General features: G+C 56.3%; 22 protein-coding genes. 12 read left to right on the forward strand and 10 right to left on the reverse strand.

Going from position 1 to position 17,786, the window contains the following annotated elements; translation table 11 throughout:
* Nucleotides 1-249: 249 nt before the first annotated feature.
* From ABJM11_RS02275 to ABJM11_RS02300, 6 genes are all read left to right on the forward strand, one after another.
* Nucleotides 250-630: a DUF6152 family protein gene (locus ABJM11_RS02275; protein WP_348294915.1), complete on the forward strand. Its 381-nt coding sequence runs from the start codon at nt 250-252 to the stop codon at nt 628-630.
* A gap of 8 nt (nt 631-638) precedes the next feature.
* Nucleotides 639-1,124 carry a DUF6644 family protein gene (locus tag ABJM11_RS02280; RefSeq protein ID WP_348294914.1) on the forward strand — a complete coding sequence of 162 codons (486 nt, stop codon included), beginning with the start codon at nt 639-641 and terminating at the stop codon, nt 1,122-1,124.
* A gap of 107 nt (nt 1,125-1,231) precedes the next feature.
* A complete protein-coding gene (locus tag ABJM11_RS02285) occupies nt 1,232-1,666 on the forward strand; it encodes a DUF4399 domain-containing protein (RefSeq protein ID WP_348294913.1) in 435 nt (144 codons plus the stop codon).
* A 172-nt stretch (nt 1,667-1,838) separates the two neighbouring features.
* The gene (locus ABJM11_RS02290; RefSeq protein ID WP_348294912.1) at nt 1,839-2,300 is read left to right on the forward strand and encodes an SRPBCC family protein; all 462 of its coding nucleotides are present in this window, start codon (nt 1,839-1,841) and stop codon (nt 2,298-2,300) included.
* Nucleotides 2,301-2,425: 125 nt separating this feature from the next.
* On the forward strand, nt 2,426-2,881 hold the full coding sequence (locus ABJM11_RS02295) for a CopD family protein (RefSeq protein WP_348294911.1): 456 nt from the start codon (nt 2,426-2,428) through the stop codon (nt 2,879-2,881).
* A 128-nt stretch (nt 2,882-3,009) separates the two neighbouring features.
* Nucleotides 3,010-3,885 carry an ion transporter gene (locus ABJM11_RS02300; RefSeq protein WP_348294910.1) on the forward strand — a complete coding sequence of 292 codons (876 nt, stop codon included), beginning with the start codon at nt 3,010-3,012 and terminating at the stop codon, nt 3,883-3,885.
* Nucleotides 3,886-3,899: 14 nt separating this feature from the next.
* Here the strand turns inward: ABJM11_RS02300 and ABJM11_RS02305 are convergent, their stop codons facing one another.
* The 4 genes from ABJM11_RS02305 to ABJM11_RS02320 all read right to left on the reverse strand — a co-directional run bounded on the left by ABJM11_RS02305 (nt 3,900) and on the right by ABJM11_RS02320 (nt 6,428).
* Entirely contained in the window at nt 3,900-4,763 is an 864-nt protein-coding gene (locus ABJM11_RS02305; protein ID WP_348294909.1) for a DUF3618 domain-containing protein, read from the reverse strand.
* Nucleotides 4,760-5,224 carry a phage holin family protein gene (locus ABJM11_RS02310; RefSeq protein WP_348294908.1) on the reverse strand — a complete coding sequence of 155 codons (465 nt, stop codon included), beginning with the start codon at nt 5,222-5,224 and terminating at the stop codon, nt 4,760-4,762. Before ABJM11_RS02310 ends, ABJM11_RS02305 begins: the two co-directional genes overlap by 4 nt.
* 22 nt (nt 5,225-5,246) lie before the next feature.
* Nucleotides 5,247-5,684 carry a hypothetical protein gene (locus ABJM11_RS02315; RefSeq protein ID WP_348294907.1) on the reverse strand — a complete coding sequence of 146 codons (438 nt, stop codon included), beginning with the start codon at nt 5,682-5,684 and terminating at the stop codon, nt 5,247-5,249.
* Between the two features lie 453 nt (nt 5,685-6,137).
* Complete coding sequence (locus ABJM11_RS02320; RefSeq protein WP_348294906.1) at nt 6,138-6,428, reverse strand: DUF3175 domain-containing protein; 291 nt, start codon at nt 6,426-6,428, stop codon at nt 6,138-6,140.
* 173 nt (nt 6,429-6,601) lie between these two features.
* On the opposite strand from ABJM11_RS02320, the gene ABJM11_RS02325 reads away from it, so the two are divergent.
* Nucleotides 6,602-6,763, forward strand: a complete 162-nt coding sequence (locus ABJM11_RS02325) for a hypothetical protein (RefSeq protein ID WP_348294905.1) — start codon at nt 6,602-6,604, stop codon at nt 6,761-6,763.
* A gap of 98 nt (nt 6,764-6,861) precedes the next feature.
* Here the strand turns inward: ABJM11_RS02325 and ABJM11_RS02330 are convergent, their stop codons facing one another.
* Complete coding sequence (locus ABJM11_RS02330) at nt 6,862-7,287, reverse strand: OsmC family protein (RefSeq protein ID WP_348294904.1); 426 nt, start codon at nt 7,285-7,287, stop codon at nt 6,862-6,864.
* Between the two features lie 168 nt (nt 7,288-7,455).
* Between ABJM11_RS02330 and ABJM11_RS02335 the strand changes: the two genes are divergently transcribed.
* A complete protein-coding gene (locus ABJM11_RS02335; RefSeq protein ID WP_348294903.1) occupies nt 7,456-8,445 on the forward strand; it encodes an aldo/keto reductase in 990 nt (329 codons plus the stop codon).
* Between the two features lie 22 nt (nt 8,446-8,467).
* Here ABJM11_RS02335 and ABJM11_RS02340 read toward each other — a convergent pair whose 3' ends face one another.
* A complete protein-coding gene (locus tag ABJM11_RS02340; protein WP_348294902.1) occupies nt 8,468-9,430 on the reverse strand; it encodes a DUF6635 family protein in 963 nt (320 codons plus the stop codon).
* A gap of 98 nt (nt 9,431-9,528) precedes the next feature.
* Nucleotides 9,529-10,902 (reverse strand): NAD(P)-binding domain-containing protein, encoded by a 1,374-nt coding sequence (locus tag ABJM11_RS02345; protein WP_348294901.1) that lies wholly within the window; start codon nt 10,900-10,902, stop codon nt 9,529-9,531.
* 160 nt (nt 10,903-11,062) lie between these two features.
* Here ABJM11_RS02345 and ABJM11_RS02350 point away from each other — a divergent pair, with 160 nt between their 5' ends.
* Nucleotides 11,063-12,448, forward strand: a complete 1,386-nt coding sequence (locus tag ABJM11_RS02350) for an FAD-binding oxidoreductase (protein ID WP_348294900.1) — start codon at nt 11,063-11,065, stop codon at nt 12,446-12,448.
* A 96-nt stretch (nt 12,449-12,544) separates the two neighbouring features.
* On the opposite strand, the gene ABJM11_RS02355 is transcribed toward ABJM11_RS02350, so the two are convergent.
* A complete protein-coding gene (locus ABJM11_RS02355; protein ID WP_348294899.1) occupies nt 12,545-13,378 on the reverse strand; it encodes a hypothetical protein in 834 nt (277 codons plus the stop codon).
* Between the two features lie 358 nt (nt 13,379-13,736).
* Complete coding sequence (locus tag ABJM11_RS02360; protein ID WP_348294898.1) at nt 13,737-14,405, reverse strand: glutathione S-transferase; 669 nt, start codon at nt 14,403-14,405, stop codon at nt 13,737-13,739.
* 179 nt (nt 14,406-14,584) lie between these two features.
* Here ABJM11_RS02360 and ABJM11_RS02365 point away from each other — a divergent pair, with 179 nt between their 5' ends.
* Nucleotides 14,585-14,764, forward strand: coding sequence for a hypothetical protein (locus ABJM11_RS02365; protein ID WP_348294897.1), 180 nt, complete (start codon nt 14,585-14,587; stop codon nt 14,762-14,764).
* Here ABJM11_RS02365 and ABJM11_RS02370 read toward each other — a convergent pair.
* Nucleotides 14,757-15,629, reverse strand: a complete 873-nt coding sequence (locus tag ABJM11_RS02370) for a patatin-like phospholipase family protein (protein WP_348294896.1) — start codon at nt 15,627-15,629, stop codon at nt 14,757-14,759. The two genes, ABJM11_RS02365 and ABJM11_RS02370, sit on opposite strands and share 8 nt — an antisense overlap.
* A 62-nt stretch (nt 15,630-15,691) precedes the next feature.
* Between ABJM11_RS02370 and ABJM11_RS02375 the strand changes: the two genes are divergently transcribed.
* Nucleotides 15,692-16,150 (forward strand): GatB/YqeY domain-containing protein, encoded by a 459-nt coding sequence (locus tag ABJM11_RS02375; RefSeq protein WP_348294895.1) that lies wholly within the window; start codon nt 15,692-15,694, stop codon nt 16,148-16,150.
* Nucleotides 16,151-16,334: 184 nt separating this feature from the next.
* Nucleotides 16,335-17,720: a copper-containing nitrite reductase gene (nirK, locus tag ABJM11_RS02380; RefSeq protein ID WP_348294894.1), complete on the forward strand. Its 1,386-nt coding sequence runs from the start codon at nt 16,335-16,337 to the stop codon at nt 17,718-17,720.
* The last annotated feature ends 66 nt before the right edge of the window (nt 17,721-17,786 follow it).

A 17,786-nucleotide genomic window follows, 5' to 3' on the forward strand; every position in this document is an offset into this window, starting at 1 on the left:
GGGATTCCGGCATCGTGACCAGCGATTCCGGAAAAACGTCCAAAATCGGTCACGATAAAACGGAATGAGCGGTCACGATCACCCGGAACGGGCGGTCACGTTCAAACGGAATGGGCGGTCACGATGGGCCGGAATATGCAGGCCAGAGTGACTGCCCGGGAATTCCGCTGCATTCTTACTGTCGAACAGGCTGAACTGTGACGCTTGCGGTTCGGTCACCCTGACAAACCCGCGACAAGAGGACTGGATATGCCTCAGTTTCGTTTTACCTACCTGCTTTGTTTTGCTGTTCTTACTGCTTTTCTCGCGGCTTCAGCCGCCCAGGCTCATCACGGTTGGGCCTGGGCAACGGACGAGGAATTCGAGATTACCGGTACCATCCAGTCAGTGCGCCTTGGTAACCCCCATGGCGAGGTCACGATAAGCGTGGATGACGAAGAATGGGTTGTGGAAGTCGGTCAGCCCTGGCGTAACGACCGCGTGGGGCTTAGCAAAGAGATGCTGAGTCAGGGCCGGGAAATTACCGTTCACGGCCATCGCTCTGCCAAAGAAGGTGAGCGGTTGGTCAAGGCTGAGCGAGTTGTGATCGATAGGAAGAGCTACGACCTGTACCCCGATCGTGATTCCTGAGCCCGGGGATGATTGAACAGGCGCTGGTCTCCGTTGAAGATCTGGCCTTCATCTCGGTCCTGCGCAACTCCACCTTCATGTACCCGTTGGTAAACGCCGGGCATATTCTCGGGGTTGCGCTCCTGGTGGGTGGCATTGTGCCGCTGGACGTGCGTTTGCTGGGGGCCTGGCGCAACTACCCCGTGACGGTGTTTGCTGATGTGCTTCGAGTCACCTCGGCGATTGGTTTGGGGTTGGCGGTTGTCTGTGGTGCGCTGTTATTCGCCACAGCAGCCGTGGACTACGCCAGGTCGCCGATATTCCAGGCGAAGATCGTGCTTGTCCTGCTGGGTGTGTCGAACGCGCTGATTCTGGGGCGGGTGTTGATGCACAAGGGTATACGGAGTCTCCCGATGAACGCTCCCATGCCTGTACTCCTGAGGGCAGGTGCCGTGTTTTCTCTGGTGGTATGGGTCAGTGCGCTGGTACTTGGCAGGCTGCTAGGGTATTTCTGAGCTCGTGTTCCGGGCACCGCCTTCCGAGTGGGCCCATTGATACGCGGCAAAATTCCCGATTATGTCCTACCATTGGAAATGTAGCTTCCTCACTCAAGGAATGGGTCATGAACATAGTAAATAGTGCACAGCGCCTCTTTGTCTGTTCTGTTTTCGCTGCCTCAATGGTTTCTGTGGCCCATGGGGCGACACCCGCGCCAGAAGGGGCGGCGGTGTATTTTGTAACGCCGATGGATGGGGATATCGTGAGTTCGCCGGTTACCGTAAGGTTCGGCCTGGAGGGTCTGGGCGTGGCGCCGGCTGGCGTGGAACGTGAGGGCACCGGCCATCATCACCTGCTTGTGGATGTTGACGAGCTGCCCGCGATGGACGAACCAGTCCCTGCAGATGAACGCCATATCCATTTCGGCGGTGGGCAAACCCAGACCTCTGTGGAATTGTCGCCGGGTGAGCATACTCTGCAACTGCTGGTCGGGGATCACCAGCACATTCCCCACGAGCCGCCAGTCCTGTCTGAGAAAATTACCATCACGGTAGAGTAGCCCCGTGGGAGATGGGTTATTGCCATTGCTTCTGCTGAGTTCTCAGTGTCGATTTCGAAAAGCCTCCTCCGACTACTCGTACGGGAGCAGACAGGTTGTGGAATTTACTGGCCGGGCCGGGTTCATACGCAACTGTCTGCTGATTGATTAACGAGAGACCAAGGAGACCAACATGTCTGATCAAACAGGCACCGTTCACTTACACCGGGTACTGAGAGCCCCGGCTGAGCGGGTATATAAGGCGTTTACTGATCCAAGTGCTCTGGAGCGCTGGCTTCCTCCGTATGGCTTCACGGGGAAGGTTCACGACAAGGTGGACCCTCGTGTTGGCGGTGGCTACCGGATGTCGTTCACGAACTTCGGTACCGGCAACGGTCATTCCTTCACAGTAGAGTTTGTCGAGTTGGTGCCGAACCAGCGTATTCGCCACAAAGACCGTTTCGACGACGCCAATCTGGCCGGTGAAATGACGGTGTCGATTGAGCTCGAACCGGTGTCCTGTGGAACGGATATTCGGATTGTTCAGGAAGGGATTCCCGCACTTATTCCGGTGGAAATGTGCTACCTGGGGTGGCAGGAATCGCTTGAGCAGCTTGCCAGGCTCGTTGAACCGGAGATCCCCGACAACGGCTGAGGAGAAGCGAACCGGGACAGATGCGTGAACATCGAGGGGAGATCGGGTTCTCAGCGGCAGGAGTTGGTATTGAGCTGAGTGAGGCCTATGCTCTTCAGACACGTTTCTGTTCCGGGAGTCGCTTTATGAGTCTGGCTATCGCACTGCACGTTCTCTCCGCCGTGATCTGGGTTGGCGGCATGTTTTTCGCCTACATGGCCATGCGGCCGGCGGTGGTCGAGGTGATTGAGGCATCGCAACGTGGCGCACTCTGGTGTCACACGCTGTCCCGGTTTTTTCGATGGGTCTGGGCGGCCGTCATCCTGTTGCTGGTCACCGGTTACTGGATGATCTTCAACGTTTTTGGGGGCATGGCAGGTGCCGGCTGGCATATCCACGTCATGCAGGGGTTGGGGGTTGTGATGACCCTGCTTTATTTTCACGTTTATTTTGCTCCCTTCCAAAGGCTTAAACAGGCCGTCGCCAGCCAGGACCCCCAGGAAGGCGGGCGCCAGGTGGGGCAGATCCGCAAGCTGGTGGGCACCAACCTGGTTCTCGGGCTGATCGTGGTGGTGATCGGCGCCGGCGGCCGGTATGTGTAAAAGCTTTTTTTGGGGCCATCAGACGAGCAGGGTATAAAACCGTTGTGCTGGGCCGGCGCTGCGGTATTCAAGATTTGCGGGCTTGCGTTTAGAGTGATCGCCCAGTGTCAATCCAAGAGGTAACTTTGATGGCGACGGGAAAACCGGGCGGCCTGGGAATCAAAACACGCCTGTTTCAAATCATTTTCGAATCAGACACCCGCCTGGCCAAAGGCTTTGACGTGCTTTTGGCTTTGCTGATATTTCTCAGTGTCGGGATCATTCTTCTGGACAGTGTGCCGGAATATCATGCCCGCTACGGTGAGCTCTTTTTTGTGCTGGAGTGGAGCATAACGCTGCTGTTTACTCTTGAACTCGGCCTGCGTATTTATTGCCTGGACAAGCCGAAGCTTTACCTGAAAAGCTTTTATGGAGCAATTGACGTTCTGGCGGTTCTGCCTACCTGGCTCGCACTTTTGTTTCCGGGCGCACAGACTCTCGTCGTGGTGCGCTTGCTGCGTACCTTGCGGCTGTTCCGGGTACTGGAAATGATGACGGTTGTGGGTGAGGGCCGCCTGCTGATGGACGCGCTGCTTCGCAGCCGGCACCAGATCCTGCTTTTTCTGTTCACAGTATTGATGCTCGTGACCATCTTTTCTTCCTTACTCTATCTCATTGAGCCGGCCGAAGCGGGCTTCACCAGCATTCCCAAAGCCATTTACTGGGGAATCGTGACACTGACGACGGTCGGCTATGGCGACATAACGCCGATTACGGCCTGGGGGCAGTTCATTTCCATGATGATTATGCTGACCGGCTACTCGATCATTGCGCTTCCCGTCGGGGTATTTTCTGCGGAAGTTATTCGCGCCCTGCGTGCGGAACGTTACTCCGACGAAGCTTGCCCGGCCTGCGGTAAACATAGACATGAAGTTGACGCCAAGTACTGCAAGTATTGCGGCGCCTGGCTTGATGAGGAGACGCCCGATCCGGGCGGCTCCGAGCGCTCCATATCTCAGGAATGAACTCCGACTCACATTCAGGTTCCCCCTTCCGAGGGCCTGGTGGGCGTGTGAGAGCCGGGCGGTCCACTGGCACCGGCGGTTGGTGGATTCGGGGTTGCCGCCCCGTGAGAATGGGCAGTTGGGGTGGCCGCGTCGCGGCGCTCACTCTGCGCTGTCTCCGAAGTGCCGATCGTTCCCCCGGGTTCGCTACTCTTCGTATCCTCAGAAGTCTGAGCACTCAATGTATCCGGAGATGGCTGGCTCATCAGCGTCTCTTCTGCCTGAGTCCGGGGTAGCAACGCTCCGAGCGCCGCGCCCACTGCAATAGCAGCTGCACCTACCATCAATGGCTGCTCACGAAGCAGGTCGTTATAAGTGGTGCGCACGGCATGGGCCCCCGAACGACTCGCCTCCAGGGTTTGATGCCCTGCATCACTAACACGATGCCCCATGTCTCTGGCACTATCGGCCAGGTCCTGCTGCTTTTCCTTTGCACCCTGGGTCACACTACTCGCTGAAGAGCGGGCCTTGTCCGTAGCCGATGACATCTTTGCAGAAGCTGACCGGAGCCCCAGGTTTACGCCTCCCGAAGAAGATCGGGATTCTCCTGCAGCAGGCGGTTGTTTCGACGCCGACATAAGCCAGGTGAGGCCCACCCCTGCCAGAATGGCAGGTACGGGATTATTCTGTACCTGGGTCGAGAGGTTTTGAACGAAATTACTGTTGCCATCGCCCCGAAACAGCGTCATGGCCTGATTGATCAGTTGGCCGGGAGAAAGCTGATTGACGAGATCGTCCACGGTATGTTCCATGTCAGCGCGCACTTCATCTGCTTCCCGCTGAATTTGCTCGGGCGTTTTGTTCATGTCTTCTTTGATATAGTCTCTTGCGGTGCTCATGAGGTCGCTCCCTTTACCGAATCTCTGTCTTTGCGAAGCTCATCCATCGTGCGTTCGGGCCTGAAGCTGGCAGGTTCAAGTTTCTTCTTACCCCCCTTTACCATCATCAGTCCAACCACCGTTGTCACAACCCCCACGATGAGCGCGGCCATCCACGCTTCCATGACCTGCGCCAGACCAAGGGCCGCGGCACCCAGCAAAAACAGGTAGCCGGAGTTAAGCACAACCGCGCCGTTCAGCAGGCCAGTTATACCTTTCTTGGTGTCTTTGACGGAATGCCCCACCTCTGACGCTGCCAATGCCAGTTCTTTTCTGAAGAGCAAGGCCACGTCCTCCACCAGGTGTTTGACGAGGCTGTAGACTTTCACCCGTTCCTGGGACTGGGAGGGCTCGGTGGTTGATTCAGGTGTCGGTGACGCATATGCCGTAGTGGGCCGGGTGTTCTCTGCTGTATTTGCCATGATGACCTCCTGGTGCGGCTGTTCAGTGCTGACTGCCCTGGGAACTGGACGAAGCCTTGAAGAAACGGCTCAGAATCAGTCCTGCGCCGATACCGCCGACCACGAACATTGCTGGGTTCTCTCGTGCAAGGCGGGCTGCGTCCTGTAGCAACTCTTCGGCATTCTTGTGTTCCAGCTTTCCTGCAAACTCCGAGAGACTGGATGCCAACGAGGACATCGTCTGAGCCAGCGTTTCCTGTCCCTGTTCGTCCAGGCTTTCAGCCGCGCTTTCAAAGGCCTTGGCGCCAGCTCCAGCTACATTGGAGGCTTCCTGCTTGTGCCCTTCAGTCTCTTCCATCGCCCGGCCCCGAGCTGCGCTCTTCGCCTCTTCCGACATATCGCGTGCCTTCTGGCCAAGATCGGTTTCTGTGGATGAGTCTGTACCACCGTTGCCGGGAGTATTGGAATGCTGCGTGTGCATATGACCTCCTCTTCGTATTTCCGTCCGGATTGAGGTGTTCTTTCCTTGCAGTACGACACCATGCACGCGCCAGGCCACGTTAAGGTGAACCTGTTGAGGATTAGTTTAAACAAAGAGTTATAGAGGCCGCCTCTCAGGCTTCATGGTTGTGCCTTTGTAAGAATCGGTAATAATTGCCCAGCGTGTGTAATTCCTACATAGCACCGACAACCCCGTCATTGATTACCTGGCTTGTCTTCTTTTCGCCGCATCTTTGTCCGTTTTTAGCCTTTTTGGGCATTCAAACAGTTGCAGAATAAAGCAATAGAAAGAGCTGACAATGAAAATTGCCAATGAGAGCGTCAGAGCGATCAGACCGCTCTTGTTAGCGGCGTAGGCATGCTGTGAACGGCTGGGGGGCGGTGCCACGTGTGGTGGCTCCGTGTGATCAGTAAATGACGCCTGCACTCGTTATCAGTAATTCTTGGGAGTTCGGCCAAACAGGATGCGTAACTCATCCTTCGCCGCCTCAAGGCGTTCTTTTTGCTCAGTGGTGAGTTGTTTGCCCGCCCGGTTGATGTAAAACGTCAGCATCGACATGGCAGAGCGGTAGGGGTCTGATTTACGGCGGTGGCTCTCTTCGGCGGACTTCTTCAGGGAGCGGGCGATTTCCCGGGAATCTTCAAGAGCAAACACGCCGCGCTCAAGGTCGAGGGAGTCGCTGGATTCGGTCACCTTCTGCGACCAGCGTTCAGATTTACCCATAACCTGGCTCCATGTTGTTTCGTCAGCGCTGTTTTAAAACCATAGCAAACATTCGTCGGGTATCGGAACAAAGGGTATGCGCCTGTTTACCACTCCGAACAATTATTTCCTGTTTCGGATATCATAGGCGTTTGCGGTTGGTGAACAGACCAACCGTCAGACTGGAGCATGAAATGAGCAAGAAACCCGAAAAAGCGACATTAACCTCTGCCACGATTGAAGCGCAGACGGCTGCGTTTTTAAAGGCCGGCGGGTCTGTTGAGTATGTGGGCAAGGGTAAAAGTGGGCAGTTCGCCTCTGCAGGTCCGCAGCCGGCTGCCCCGAAAGCGGGCTGAAAACCGGCGCACCGGCTACCTCTTTCCCAAGAGAAAGCCCGGTGCCCCGGTAAAGTGCGACAAACCTCTGTTTTATCCGCTTATATGACAAACCCCGGTTAGTTGTCCAGGTGAACATCCATGGTGATGTCTGATTTCAGGGCTTTTGATACCGGGCAATTCATCTTGGCGGTGTTGGCTGCCTCGAGGAATTTCGCCTGGTCAATTCCGGGTATTTTCGCCTTCACGTCAAAGTGGATGGCTGAGATTTCGAAGCCGCCGCTACCCTCGGCCAGGGTGACACTGGCCTTGGTATCAATGCTGTCAGGCACATGATCGGACTCGCCCAGAACCATGGACAGTGCCATGGAAAAACAGCCTGCGTGGGCGGCCCCCAGAAGCTCCTCCGGGTTGGTTCCATTGCCATCCTCAAAACGGGTCCTGAAGGAATACTGCTGCTCTGACAGCACGCCACTTTCCGTGGAAACCTTGCCCTGGCCGTCTTTCAGGCTGCCTTCCCAGTGTGCACTTGCGTTGCGTTTCATGGTGCCTCCTTTCGGTTTTCTGCTTACCGTATGACTAAAACATGGCATCTATAGCCCGTCAACCGGGTGGGGGTTGAATTCACGGGCCCTCCCTCACATGTATGTGGTACGGAGCATTCATGGAACCGCATTTTCTCCGGATGGTTTTTCAAGGCAATGGGAGGAAGCATGGACACGCGAACATTGGGAAACACGGATATCAAAGTGACGCCGGTCGGGCTCGGTACCTGGGCCATTGGTGGCTGGATGTGGGGTGGAACAGACGAAGCCCAGTCCATCGACACCGTTCACAGGGCCATCGACAAGGGTATTGGTCTGGTGGATACGGCCCCGGTATATGGCTTTGGGCGTTCCGAAGAGATTGTGGGCAAGGCCCTCGCCAACGGCCGCCGGGAGAAGGTTGCCCTGGCCACAAAGGTGGCTCTTGACTGGAATGATGATCAGAACAAAGTATGGCGGGACGCGACTGCCTCGCGCATAGAGCAGGAGGTGGAGGATTCGCTGAAGCGTCTTCAGACGGACCGGATCGACATTTACCAGGTGCATTGGCCCGACCCGCAAACGCCTATGGAAGAGACTGCCCGGGCGCTGGAAAATCTCTACAAAGCCGGGAAAATCCGCGCCATTGGCGTAAGCAACTTCACACCGTCGCAGATGGACGAGCTCCAGAAAACGGTGCCCCTGCACAGCCTACAGCCCCCTTATAATCTGTTTGAACGGGGCATCGAGCAGGAAATCCTTCCGTATTGCCGGGAAAACAGCATCGCGACCATTACCTATGGCGGGCTTTGCCGCGGCCTGTTGTCAGGCAAGATGCGGGAGGACACCCAGTTCACCGGGGATGATCTGCGAAAGAATGACCCGAAGTTCCAGGGGGAACGCTATCGCCAGTACCTGAATGCCGTGGCAGAACTGGACGCCTTTGCTCAGGAGCGGTATCAGAAGAATGTGCTGGCACTGGCGCTGCGCTGGCTGGTGGATCAGCCCGGTGTGACCACAGCACTTTGGGGGGCAAGGAGGCCGGAGCAGCTGGATCCGGTGGATGAGATTGACGGCTGGTCGCTGGATAAGGAAGCGATGGCTGCTATTGATGACATACTGGACCGGTGCATTGATGATCCGGTCGGGCCCGAATTTATGGCGCCGCCAACTCGATAACGGGCACCAGAAGCTCGCGCTCTTACAGAAAACCCGACCGGACCATATCAAACGTGTCCAGAACCCTCGCCACAAACTGGTCTTTCGGGCGAAAACTGCTTTGGGTGCTGAGTGATACATCCCTCTGCAAGTGATCCAGCAGCTTGTTCAGGCGGCGGCGATGCAAACCAACCGCCGCCTGCACCGGATCGAAAATAACGCCGGACAGGGCCGCAAACGCCGCCAATGCCGCCATCACCGCCACCATAACGCTGGCTGTCGTGGCCAGCGACGGCTCCGGTGGAAATACGCTGTAGTACCAGCCACCAATGGTTTCACCAAGAATGAAGTCCCTGGCGGCCAGCGTCTTCGCGAGCATGGAAGCAAGCACCACCCCCAGCCCGATACCACCGGGGGTAAACTTCTGGAACGCAAACGCTCCCAGCACGGTGCATGAGATGCTGTTGGTGATGTCAGCAGAGGCGGTGCGGGTCACCCGGTACTGGCTGAGGGCGTCCGCGACCAGCGGCTCAATCAGACTGCTGAACCGCTGGTGATCGACCGGCTCATTGGTGTGGCGATCATAGACTGTTTCCAGGGCCTCGATCAGATAGTCCTCCAGAAGCGGGTCTTCCTGGCCGTTGTTCAGCAGGTCCACCAGGATCAGGTGTGAGATGTGTTGTTGTACCCGGGTGGTAAAGCCGGCAGGGACGCGGTCTGCCAAACGGTGCAGCCACATCAGGCCACTTCGCCTGGGCGCCAGTATTTTAAGCAGATAGGTGAGGGCGTACACCGGCGCCCACAGCAGGTTGATGGGTGCCCGCAACATGTCCCACCCCAGGGCCTTCCGGTTAGTTTCAATGGCACCGGAATAGTGGAAATGTCGGTCAATAAACGCCGGCACTCGCGCTCGGCAGTCGTCGAAGTAGCGCTCGATGCCTGAGCGTATTGCCTGCTCTATCTCAACCTGGGAGACGTTTTGTTGGTACGAGGTGGCAGTGGGCATAGTAAGGGGCGAGTCTGACGGCAGGTGAGTGTCTGCCGCATTAAACCTTAAATGGGCAAGCCGGGCCAACTAATCGGGTTTAGAGTGGGTATGGTTATTCAGGGAATAGGCATCGCCCGTTTCCAGGGATGGCACATGGCGAGCCAGAGATACTTCAGGTACCAGATGGCAAACGGGTAGTTCCGCCGGTCCTGCGGCGCCAGCAGTTTGATGAGATCAAAATGGTTGGTAAGGGCATCACTCGGCGCCTTCACAAAAACTGGCCGGCCCCCTATATGAGACATGATGGACTTGGCCACATGGGCATAGGCCCAGGGCGTCGAGGTATTGGTGTCGAGCACTCCCGGTGCCAGCAGGAAAAGGTTCGGAGCGTCGGCACAGAGGAAGCGCGAATAGCAGCGGCTGCTGATCTCGTTGAGGTTTTTCGCCTTGTTCAGCGCCTCCAGGCCGAGGAAACCGAAGTCTACGCCGTACCCGGTTCCCCAGAGCAGCAGATCGGTTTCCAGCGTTTCGCCGTTCGAGAGCTCAACGGTCTTGCCGTGGAGTGAGCGGACTTCGCCCTGGTGGCGCTCAATGCGGGAAAAGTGAGTGAGCATACCTGGCCGGCCAGGTATGAGCTGATCGCGGCGGATGTCGAAATCGCCCGCCGGCAGGATCTCGTTGAGCCCCGCTTTTGCGTACCTCGCCCGCAGGTCTTTATTGGTCAGCCGGTGGACCATTGTGGCCGGCAGGCAAAGCATCTGATACCTGGCCAGAACCCGCATGTCGATGCCGAGGTGTTTGACCCGGCGCGTAGGCCGCATCCATTTGGTGGAGCGGTATATCCACGCCACACTGCGTGCGCCGTGCTCGAAGCACAGGTCCAGTAGGTCATACGCCGACGCACCACCTCCCACCACGGTGACGCGCCTGTCCCTCAACTGCTCTGGATCACGCAGGGCGGACGAATGGTATTCAGTCATTGACGAGTCAGCGCGTTCGACCTGTGGGACGACAGGGCGGTTGTGTCCACCGGTGGCGGCAATAAGCCACTTCGCGTCATGCGTTGCTGTATCGGTGGTCAGGCGCCAGCCGTTTTCGCTGGGCCGGGCACTGGTCACAGACTCATTCAGCCGGATGTAGGGGGACAGGTCAAAGCGTTCGACCCAGGCTTCGATGTTACTCAGTATGTTGGGCTGGTCCTCGCCCGCAAGCGGCAGGTTGCCGAGGGTCCAGTCTTCCTTGCGAAACTGGATGTCCTGCCAGGCAGGGAGGTCCCGCCACAGGCCACCGATGCGATCACCCCGCTCCAGTAGCAGCGCGTTCAGCCCGGCGTCCCTGGCATACTTCAGGCAGATGATGCCGCCAATGCCCCCGCCCACGATAACCAGATCAAAGCCTTGATTGGTGTTCTGAATCATCGGGTGCTCCTGCAAATGCGGTGGCATCCCGAAGAGGGTAGGGGTGATCGACGCATTGCGTTCAATGATCAAGCTACACCCTCCTGGCGCCTGGCGCCAATATTCCCCGTTTTCCTGACCAAAACCGGCTAACAACTTCGCCATAGTCCCTAAACGGTCTAATAACGCGCTGGCGTTCATGCCGGATGGGCGCAATATGGAGAGTGGAGCCTTACGGGGCAAGGAGATTGTTATGACTGGATTACAACAAGCTACGATTGACACCTTCAGAGGGCATTTTGGTGGCCCCGTATTTGAGCCTGCGGACGCAGGATATGACGAGGCCCGTCAGATCTGGAACGCCATGATTGACCGAAAGCCGGCACTGATTGCCCAATGCCATTCAGTGGAAGATGTGGTGGCCGCCGTCAACTTTGGTCGGGATCAGTCGATGCTGGTGTCGGTCAAGGGTGGAGGGCATAACATCGCCGGCAACGCCGTGTGCGACAACGGCCTGATGATCGACCTGTCAAAGATGAAGGATGTTGAAGTTGATGTTGAAAAACAGCGTGCCTACGTGGGGCCCGGCTGCACACTGGCGGACTTTGACGCAGCTGCCCAGGCCCATGGACTGGCGACCCCGCTGGGTATCAACTCCACCACGGGTGTTGCCGGCCTGACCCTGGGCGGCGGGTTTGGCTGGCTCAGCCGGAAGCACGGCATGACGGTGGATAACCTGATTTCCGCAGACATGGTGACTGCCGACGGGCGCCGGACCCGCGCCAGTGCCACAGAGAATCCAGACCTGTTCTGGGGCACGCGGGGCGGTGGTGGAAACTTTGGTGTTGTGACCCGGTTTGAGTTCCAGCTGCACCCGGTGGGGCCGGAGTTGTTGAGCGGCCTGATGGTCTTCCCGTTCGACCAGGCCAGGTCAGTGGTGACGCAGTTTGCGCGTTTTACCGAGACCATGCCCGATGAGCTCAACGTATGGCTGGTGATTCGCCATGCACCGCCGCTGCCATTTCTGCCTGAGTCCGTTCATGGCCAGCCGATCGTTGCCCTGGCAATCTTCTATGCCGGCGACCAGGAATTGGGGGAAGAGCTGATCGCGCCCTTGCGCTCGTTCGGCGACGCGCACGGAGAACATGTGGGCGTTCAACCCTATGCCAGCTGGCAGCAGGCCTTCGACCCACTGCTGGCGGACGGGGCGCGGAATTACTGGAAGTCCCACAACTTTGTAAAGCTGACCGACGATGTCATCCGGGTGCTGATTGAATCAGCGACCATGCTGCCTTCACCCCACTGTGAGATCTTTATTGCTTCAATCGGTGGCGAGACCGGCCGTGTGGCGCACGATGCCATGGCCTATTCCAGCCGCGACGCAAACTATGTGATGAACGTGCATGGTCGCTGGGAAACGCCCGGCGAAGATGACCATTGCCGCCAGTGGGCGCGAGACTTTTTTGAGGCCGCCAAACCTTATGCCAGCGGTGGCGCTTACATCAATTTTCTGTCCCACGATGAGGCGGACCGGGTCGAGTTTGCCTACGGGGACGCTTACAAGCGGCTGGTGGAGGTGAAGCAGAAGTATGACCCGGAGAATCTGTTCCGGGTGAATCAGAATATTCGGCCGCGGTAGGGGGTATTCTCTTTCCGCCTGCGGTCTCCTTGTGCCAATTGCAGAAAGCACTGGCAGGAGGACCGCAATTCAAGGCGGAAAGGGAAAAATAAGCGGTTACTCGGTGCCTTCGAATTGCATGCCGACCTTTCCGTTATGGGCTGTGAATATTAATGTCTTTGACTGATTTCCCGCGGGTACGAGAAAGCCGACGCCAGAGTATGCTCCTTCATGATTTTCGTTTTCGCACGATTCCATTGTGTAGGTGATTTCAAAGATATTGATCGATGAATCGGGCACTGAAAGGGTTCCATTAAGTCCGCAACCAATATTTTTAGGGTACTGGGCGAACATTGAGCCACTGTCGTCCACTCTAAGAGCTACGTTGGGCGGATCTACCTGAGTAAAAACACCAGAAACTCTCTCCAGAGAGAGACCCAAATCACCAACAGATTCTACACGCTTCAGTGAGACTCTCGCATAGACTTTGCCGGTGGCGTCAGAGGCAGTAAATGTTGCGGATGTCTGAGAGTTGACGGTCCCGGCTAACGAACCCTCTTCGATGCCTTGGAGGCCCTTAAATTCAAGAAAGCCTCGAGGCTCTGGCGGCTTAGGGTTCTTGCTCTCATCGGCAGGGTCTGTGAGGCGATAGTCATTGCTGGTTCCGCTGATATCGGTGCCATCAAACGAGAGCTCTCCAATAGAGACCCCTAACTCTCCGTAGACAATTGCGAACTTTCCTGTCGGACTGAGATAACTGGTCAAGCCTTCTTGTGTGGGTAAGTCACCTGTGTATTCTATTTTCGCGTTATACAGACCGGGCTTCAATGTCCCGTCATCGCCACCTGAGCTACCCGAACTGCTCGAGCCGCCACCGCCGCAGGCACTCAGAGCCAAACCGGCGAATAGCATTAGTGTTGCAAGACCTATATCCGACGTCCTTTTAGACATCTCGTACCTCCTTGAAGCGACCCTTGGGAAAATGTCTCTTCGCATGTTTGTTCGTTTTATTGCCTCTTAAGCGGAGGCAAAACATGCAACGTACATAAAACTGAAGTTCCAGCCCCGAGAATGCAAGCTTCCCAGCCCCGGTAACCGTTACGACACGGTAACCGGTGCTGGTTTTCTACATGCAAAATCGTAACCGGAACGGCGTTTCTCCCTCTAATTGCGGTGCTTGGAGACGTTAAATAAAAGTTAGGTGATGGAGGTGTAAAATTTATCGACACACGTGTTTCGGTTTCTATACAGTCAATCCGGGGCCTGGCCGGGGGAAATCGATCGCAGCACCACGGAAAAGGTCACGCTCTCAGGCGAAATCGTATTTCCCGCCCTTTTCAAGCGCTTTCTGGTAAGCCGGCCTGGCATGCACCCGCTCCACCCAGGCGGGGATGTGGGGCCGGTTCTTGCCGACAATGCCTCGTGCCACTGAGGCTTCCAGCGGAAAGCTCATCTGAATATCCGCCGCGCTGAGGTTGTCTCCGAGAAACCAGGTATTTTTTGCGAGGTGGGATTCCACGAAATCCAGGTGGGTTTTGATCATCGGGCCGATGAAGGTTTCATTCGTTTTGTCCGCAATGCCTTTTGCCACTGGCTTGATGAAAAATGGCATGGGGCTGGTTTTTACCTTTTGAAACACCAGGCGCATCACCAGCGGTGGCATTAACGAGCCTTCTGCGTAATGTAGCCAGTAGGTGTAATCAAGCCATGCCTGGCCACCGGCCTCCGGTAACATGGTTTCTTTGCCATAGGTGTGGGCCAGGTATTCGATGATGGCGCCGGACTCCGCCACCACCAGGTCGCCGTCAGTAATCACGGGTGATTTACCCAGCGGATGAACTTTTTTCAGGCTGCCAGGCGCGAGCATGGTTTTCGGGTCACGCTCGTAACGCTGGATCTCATAGGGCACCCCCAGCTCTTCCAGCATCCAGAGAACGCGCTGTGAGCGGGAATTGTTGAGGTGATGAACTGTGATCATGCAGAAACTCCGTTCGCAATAAGGAATGGGAAGGTTAGCAAGAGTAGTCTGAAAATGGCTTTTTGGTTCACTCGCATTCCCAACATCCCGCTTAATCGGTAGCCTGAGGGCAAAGCAATTCCAGATCAGTCCATTGCAACGGTAAGCCGGCTCTGACACTGACCACAAGGAGGCTGACCATGGGTACCCTGCTGACAATTCTCGCCGTGCTTTTTCTGGCCCTGCTCATTATCATTCCGCTGGCGGAAAAATACGCTCCCAAAGGGGAAGGGCGGGATTACAGCAAAATCACGCGATGGATCATACCGCTGATGGCGCTTGTTCTTGTGCTGCAACTGTTCAGGCACTACTTCATGTGAGGCGTTTAAGGCCTTTGAGGATCTCGGGCACCTTTAAGGGCAACAATGCCCCGGCCGCTTTTACGAGGCTGATCACGACATTCCACCGCTTGTACCAGAGCACCTGGCGAATCTTTTTCTTCATGGGGCGGTAGCCTTCGAGGTATAACTCTTCCACGCGGTCGGCGTTGTTGGTGAGGCTGTACCCGCTTAAATCCAGCGGCACGGCTATGTCAGCCTTTTTCAGCTGCTTGCGGGTGTTAAAGTCGATACCAATGTTAATGGCATTGCTGATCACATCAAGCGTGTCTTCCGGTTTCGGATACCGGCCGACATGGCTCAGGTCAACGGCCACGATAATGCCCGCTCCCATCGCCGCCAGCGGTGATATCGGGACATTTTCAACCAGCCCACCGTCCACCAGAATCCGGCCATCTATCTCCACTGGCACAAACAGACCTGGCACTGCCATGGACGCACACACGGCGTCTGCCAGGTTTCCTTTTCTGAAGATCAGCTGTTCGCCGGTTTCGATATCGGTAGCGCAAATGGCCAGCGGGATGTTGGCGTCTTCAATTTTGCAGTCCCCCAGATCCCGGTGGATCATTTCCCGGATGGAATTGGTGCTGAACAGGCCACCGCGCTTCAGGGTAAAGTCGAGAAGCTTGGACAGGTTCAGCTCAGAACAAATCGAAAGTATGGACTCAGCCGGACGGCCGAAGGCGTGATAACTGGCGATCAGCGCCCCCGCGCTGGTTCCCGAAATGCAATGAATCGGGATGTGCTCTTCCTCGAAAGCCTTCAACACGCCGATATGGGCAATACCCTTGGCTGCACCGCCCCCCAGGGCGAGGCCGATACGGGTATTAAAGGGATTGAGTTTCATGTACGAGAGCCCAATGATGTTACAGAGAATAAGCTTCAGACCAATTTTAACAGAGGTGGAGTATGGCGGAATCATCACTCAAGGAACAACTGAGCGTCGCGGTGAAAAACGCGATGCGGAACAAGGATAAAACCCGGCTTGTCACCCTGCGAATGGCCCAGTCAGCGGTCAAACAGATCGAGATTGATGAGCGCCGTGAACTGGATGACGAAGAGGTTCTGAAGGTACTGGACAAGATGCTAAAACAGCGCCGCGATGCTGCCAGCCAGTATGATGAGGCCGGCCGCGAGGAATTGGGCGACAAGGAACGGGCAGAAATGGTGATTATCGAGGAGTTCATGCCCGCCGCCCTTTCCGAGGATGACCTGGACGGCCTGATCCGGCTATCCATCAGCTCAACTGATGCCCAGGGCATGAAGGATATGGGGCGCGTGATGAATGACCTGCGCCCGCGGGTACTTGGCCGGGTCGACATGGGCCACCTGAGCAAGAAAGTGAGGGCCGCTCTGGCGGACCAGTGACCATTCCGGCTGCCGGTGCTGGTAACCATTCAGAGGTAACTCCAATGACCGGCGGCCTGTTGGTGAACGTTGACTATTATCAAGATCAAAGCAATTCTCCCCCAATACAATTATTTCATATCAATGTTATTGGGCATTGATGTATCCCGCCAGGTGCGGGTCTTTTCAACGGGGAGAATTAAGCATGAAAGCCCTTCTAATGGTAGCTGCGTTGTGCGGAATGGTGGGATTCGGAACACCGGCTTTTGCGGAGCATCCGGAAAGCAGTTCTGATGTAAAATATGTTCCAGATGTAACTTTTACCCTGCGGACCGATATTGCAGATGGTCGGCTGGTGTATGTGAGTGAAAAAGGCCCCACGAAGGGGGAGGTCAATCCGGACCTGAGAGTGGAAGAAGGTGCGGTAGTGCAGATCAACATCGTTAATGGCGATGGCGCCCTGCATGACTTTGCGGTGCCGGATTTTGAGGTCAAGTCTGATGAAATTTCCGGCAAGGGCTCGGCCACGGCGATTGTGTTCAAGGCCAATAAGGACGGTACATTCGAATATCTGTGCACCCTGCCCGGTCACAAGGCCGCTGGCATGGTGGGCAAGCTGATCGTCGGCGACCCGAAAGAGCAGGCCGGTGCCCAGGAAAAAGACCTCTCCAAGGATCCTCATGACGTCGGCGAGCCGGTTGGTGACCGCGGGCCGAAGAACGTTACCGTTGATCTTGAAACCACGGAAGTTGTCGGGCGGGTGAGCGACGGCAGCAGCTATAAGTTCTGGACCTTCAACAACACAGTTCCTGGCCCGATGATCCGGGTGCGCGTAGGCGACACGGTAACGGTGAATATGAAGAACTCCGAGGAGAGCTCACACATTCACTCTGTTGACTTTCACGCGGTGACTGGCCCGGGCGGCGGTGCTGCAGTGACCCAGGCGGCGCCCGGCCAGGCAAAAAGCTTCAGCTTCAAGGCTCTGACCCCCGGCCTGTACGTCTACCACTGCGCAACGCCAATGGTGGCCCAGCACATTACCAACGGCATGTACGGCATGATCCTGGTGGAGCCTGAAGGTGGCCTCTCCGAAGTAGACCGTGAGTTCTACGTTATGCAGGGCGAGCTTTACACTGCCCAGCGCCATGGTTCAGCTGGCCTGCAGGAATTCTCCCTCGATAAAATGCTCGACGAGCGCCCAGAGCACATGATGTTCAACGGTGCCATGGATGCCCTGACAGCCACCCACAAGATGGAGTCCGATGTTGGCGACAATGTCCGTATCTTCTTCGGCGTTGGTGGCCCGAACCTGGTATCCAGCTTCCATGTTATCGGCGAGATCTTCGACAAGGTGTACGATCAGGCTTCTCTTACCAGCGCTCCGCTGACTGACGTCCAGACCACTCTGGTACCTCCTGGCGGTGCGACCATGGTTGAGTTTGTAACCGAATACCCTGGCAAGTACATCCTGGTAGATCACGCCCTGTCACGGGCAGAGAAGGGCCTGGTAGGTATCCTGAAGGTAAACGGGGAGGCCGACCCAGAGATCTTCGAAAGCTCGGAGCTGGTGGATGAAAATTCCGGCCACTAAGCACTGGTAGTTGAACTGACGGACCCCGGCGAAAGCCGGGGTTTTTGCGTTTGGGTATCCGATAAC

It is taken from the genome of Marinobacter sp., from assembly GCF_039977835.1.
GTDB lineage: Bacteria > Pseudomonadota > Gammaproteobacteria > Pseudomonadales > Oleiphilaceae > Marinobacter.

What these genes read in the sequence shown, in the direction of transcription:
- ABJM11_RS02275 (WP_348294915.1), top strand. Translation starts at nt 250, where the DNA reads ATGCCTCAGTTTCGTTTTACCTACCTGCTTTGTTTTGCTGTTCTTACT.
- ABJM11_RS02280 (WP_348294914.1), top strand. Translation starts at nt 639, where the DNA reads ATGATTGAACAGGCGCTGGTCTCCGTTGAAGATCTGGCCTTCATCTCG.
- ABJM11_RS02285 (WP_348294913.1), top strand. Translation starts at nt 1,232, where the DNA reads ATGAACATAGTAAATAGTGCACAGCGCCTCTTTGTCTGTTCTGTTTTC.
- ABJM11_RS02290 (WP_348294912.1), top strand. Translation starts at nt 1,839, where the DNA reads ATGTCTGATCAAACAGGCACCGTTCACTTACACCGGGTACTGAGAGCC.
- ABJM11_RS02295 (WP_348294911.1), top strand. Translation starts at nt 2,426, where the DNA reads ATGAGTCTGGCTATCGCACTGCACGTTCTCTCCGCCGTGATCTGGGTT.
- ABJM11_RS02300 (WP_348294910.1), top strand. Translation starts at nt 3,010, where the DNA reads ATGGCGACGGGAAAACCGGGCGGCCTGGGAATCAAAACACGCCTGTTT.
- ABJM11_RS02305 (WP_348294909.1), bottom strand. Translation starts at nt 4,763, where the DNA reads ATGAGCACCGCAAGAGACTATATCAAAGAAGACATGAACAAAACGCCC.
- ABJM11_RS02310 (WP_348294908.1), bottom strand. Translation starts at nt 5,224, where the DNA reads ATGGCAAATACAGCAGAGAACACCCGGCCCACTACGGCATATGCGTCA.
- ABJM11_RS02315 (WP_348294907.1), bottom strand. Translation starts at nt 5,684, where the DNA reads ATGCACACGCAGCATTCCAATACTCCCGGCAACGGTGGTACAGACTCA.
- ABJM11_RS02320 (WP_348294906.1), bottom strand. Translation starts at nt 6,428, where the DNA reads ATGGGTAAATCTGAACGCTGGTCGCAGAAGGTGACCGAATCCAGCGAC.
- ABJM11_RS02325 (WP_348294905.1), top strand. Translation starts at nt 6,602, where the DNA reads ATGAGCAAGAAACCCGAAAAAGCGACATTAACCTCTGCCACGATTGAA.
- ABJM11_RS02330 (WP_348294904.1), bottom strand. Translation starts at nt 7,287, where the DNA reads ATGAAACGCAACGCAAGTGCACACTGGGAAGGCAGCCTGAAAGACGGC.
- ABJM11_RS02335 (WP_348294903.1), top strand. Translation starts at nt 7,456, where the DNA reads ATGGACACGCGAACATTGGGAAACACGGATATCAAAGTGACGCCGGTC.
- ABJM11_RS02340 (WP_348294902.1), bottom strand. Translation starts at nt 9,430, where the DNA reads ATGCCCACTGCCACCTCGTACCAACAAAACGTCTCCCAGGTTGAGATA.
- ABJM11_RS02350 (WP_348294900.1), top strand. Translation starts at nt 11,063, where the DNA reads ATGACTGGATTACAACAAGCTACGATTGACACCTTCAGAGGGCATTTT.
- ABJM11_RS02355 (WP_348294899.1), bottom strand. Translation starts at nt 13,378, where the DNA reads ATGTCTAAAAGGACGTCGGATATAGGTCTTGCAACACTAATGCTATTC.
- ABJM11_RS02360 (WP_348294898.1), bottom strand. Translation starts at nt 14,405, where the DNA reads ATGATCACAGTTCATCACCTCAACAATTCCCGCTCACAGCGCGTTCTC.
- ABJM11_RS02365 (WP_348294897.1), top strand. Translation starts at nt 14,585, where the DNA reads ATGGGTACCCTGCTGACAATTCTCGCCGTGCTTTTTCTGGCCCTGCTC.
- ABJM11_RS02370 (WP_348294896.1), bottom strand. Translation starts at nt 15,629, where the DNA reads ATGAAACTCAATCCCTTTAATACCCGTATCGGCCTCGCCCTGGGGGGC.
- ABJM11_RS02375 (WP_348294895.1), top strand. Translation starts at nt 15,692, where the DNA reads ATGGCGGAATCATCACTCAAGGAACAACTGAGCGTCGCGGTGAAAAAC.
- nirK (WP_348294894.1), top strand. Translation starts at nt 16,335, where the DNA reads ATGAAAGCCCTTCTAATGGTAGCTGCGTTGTGCGGAATGGTGGGATTC.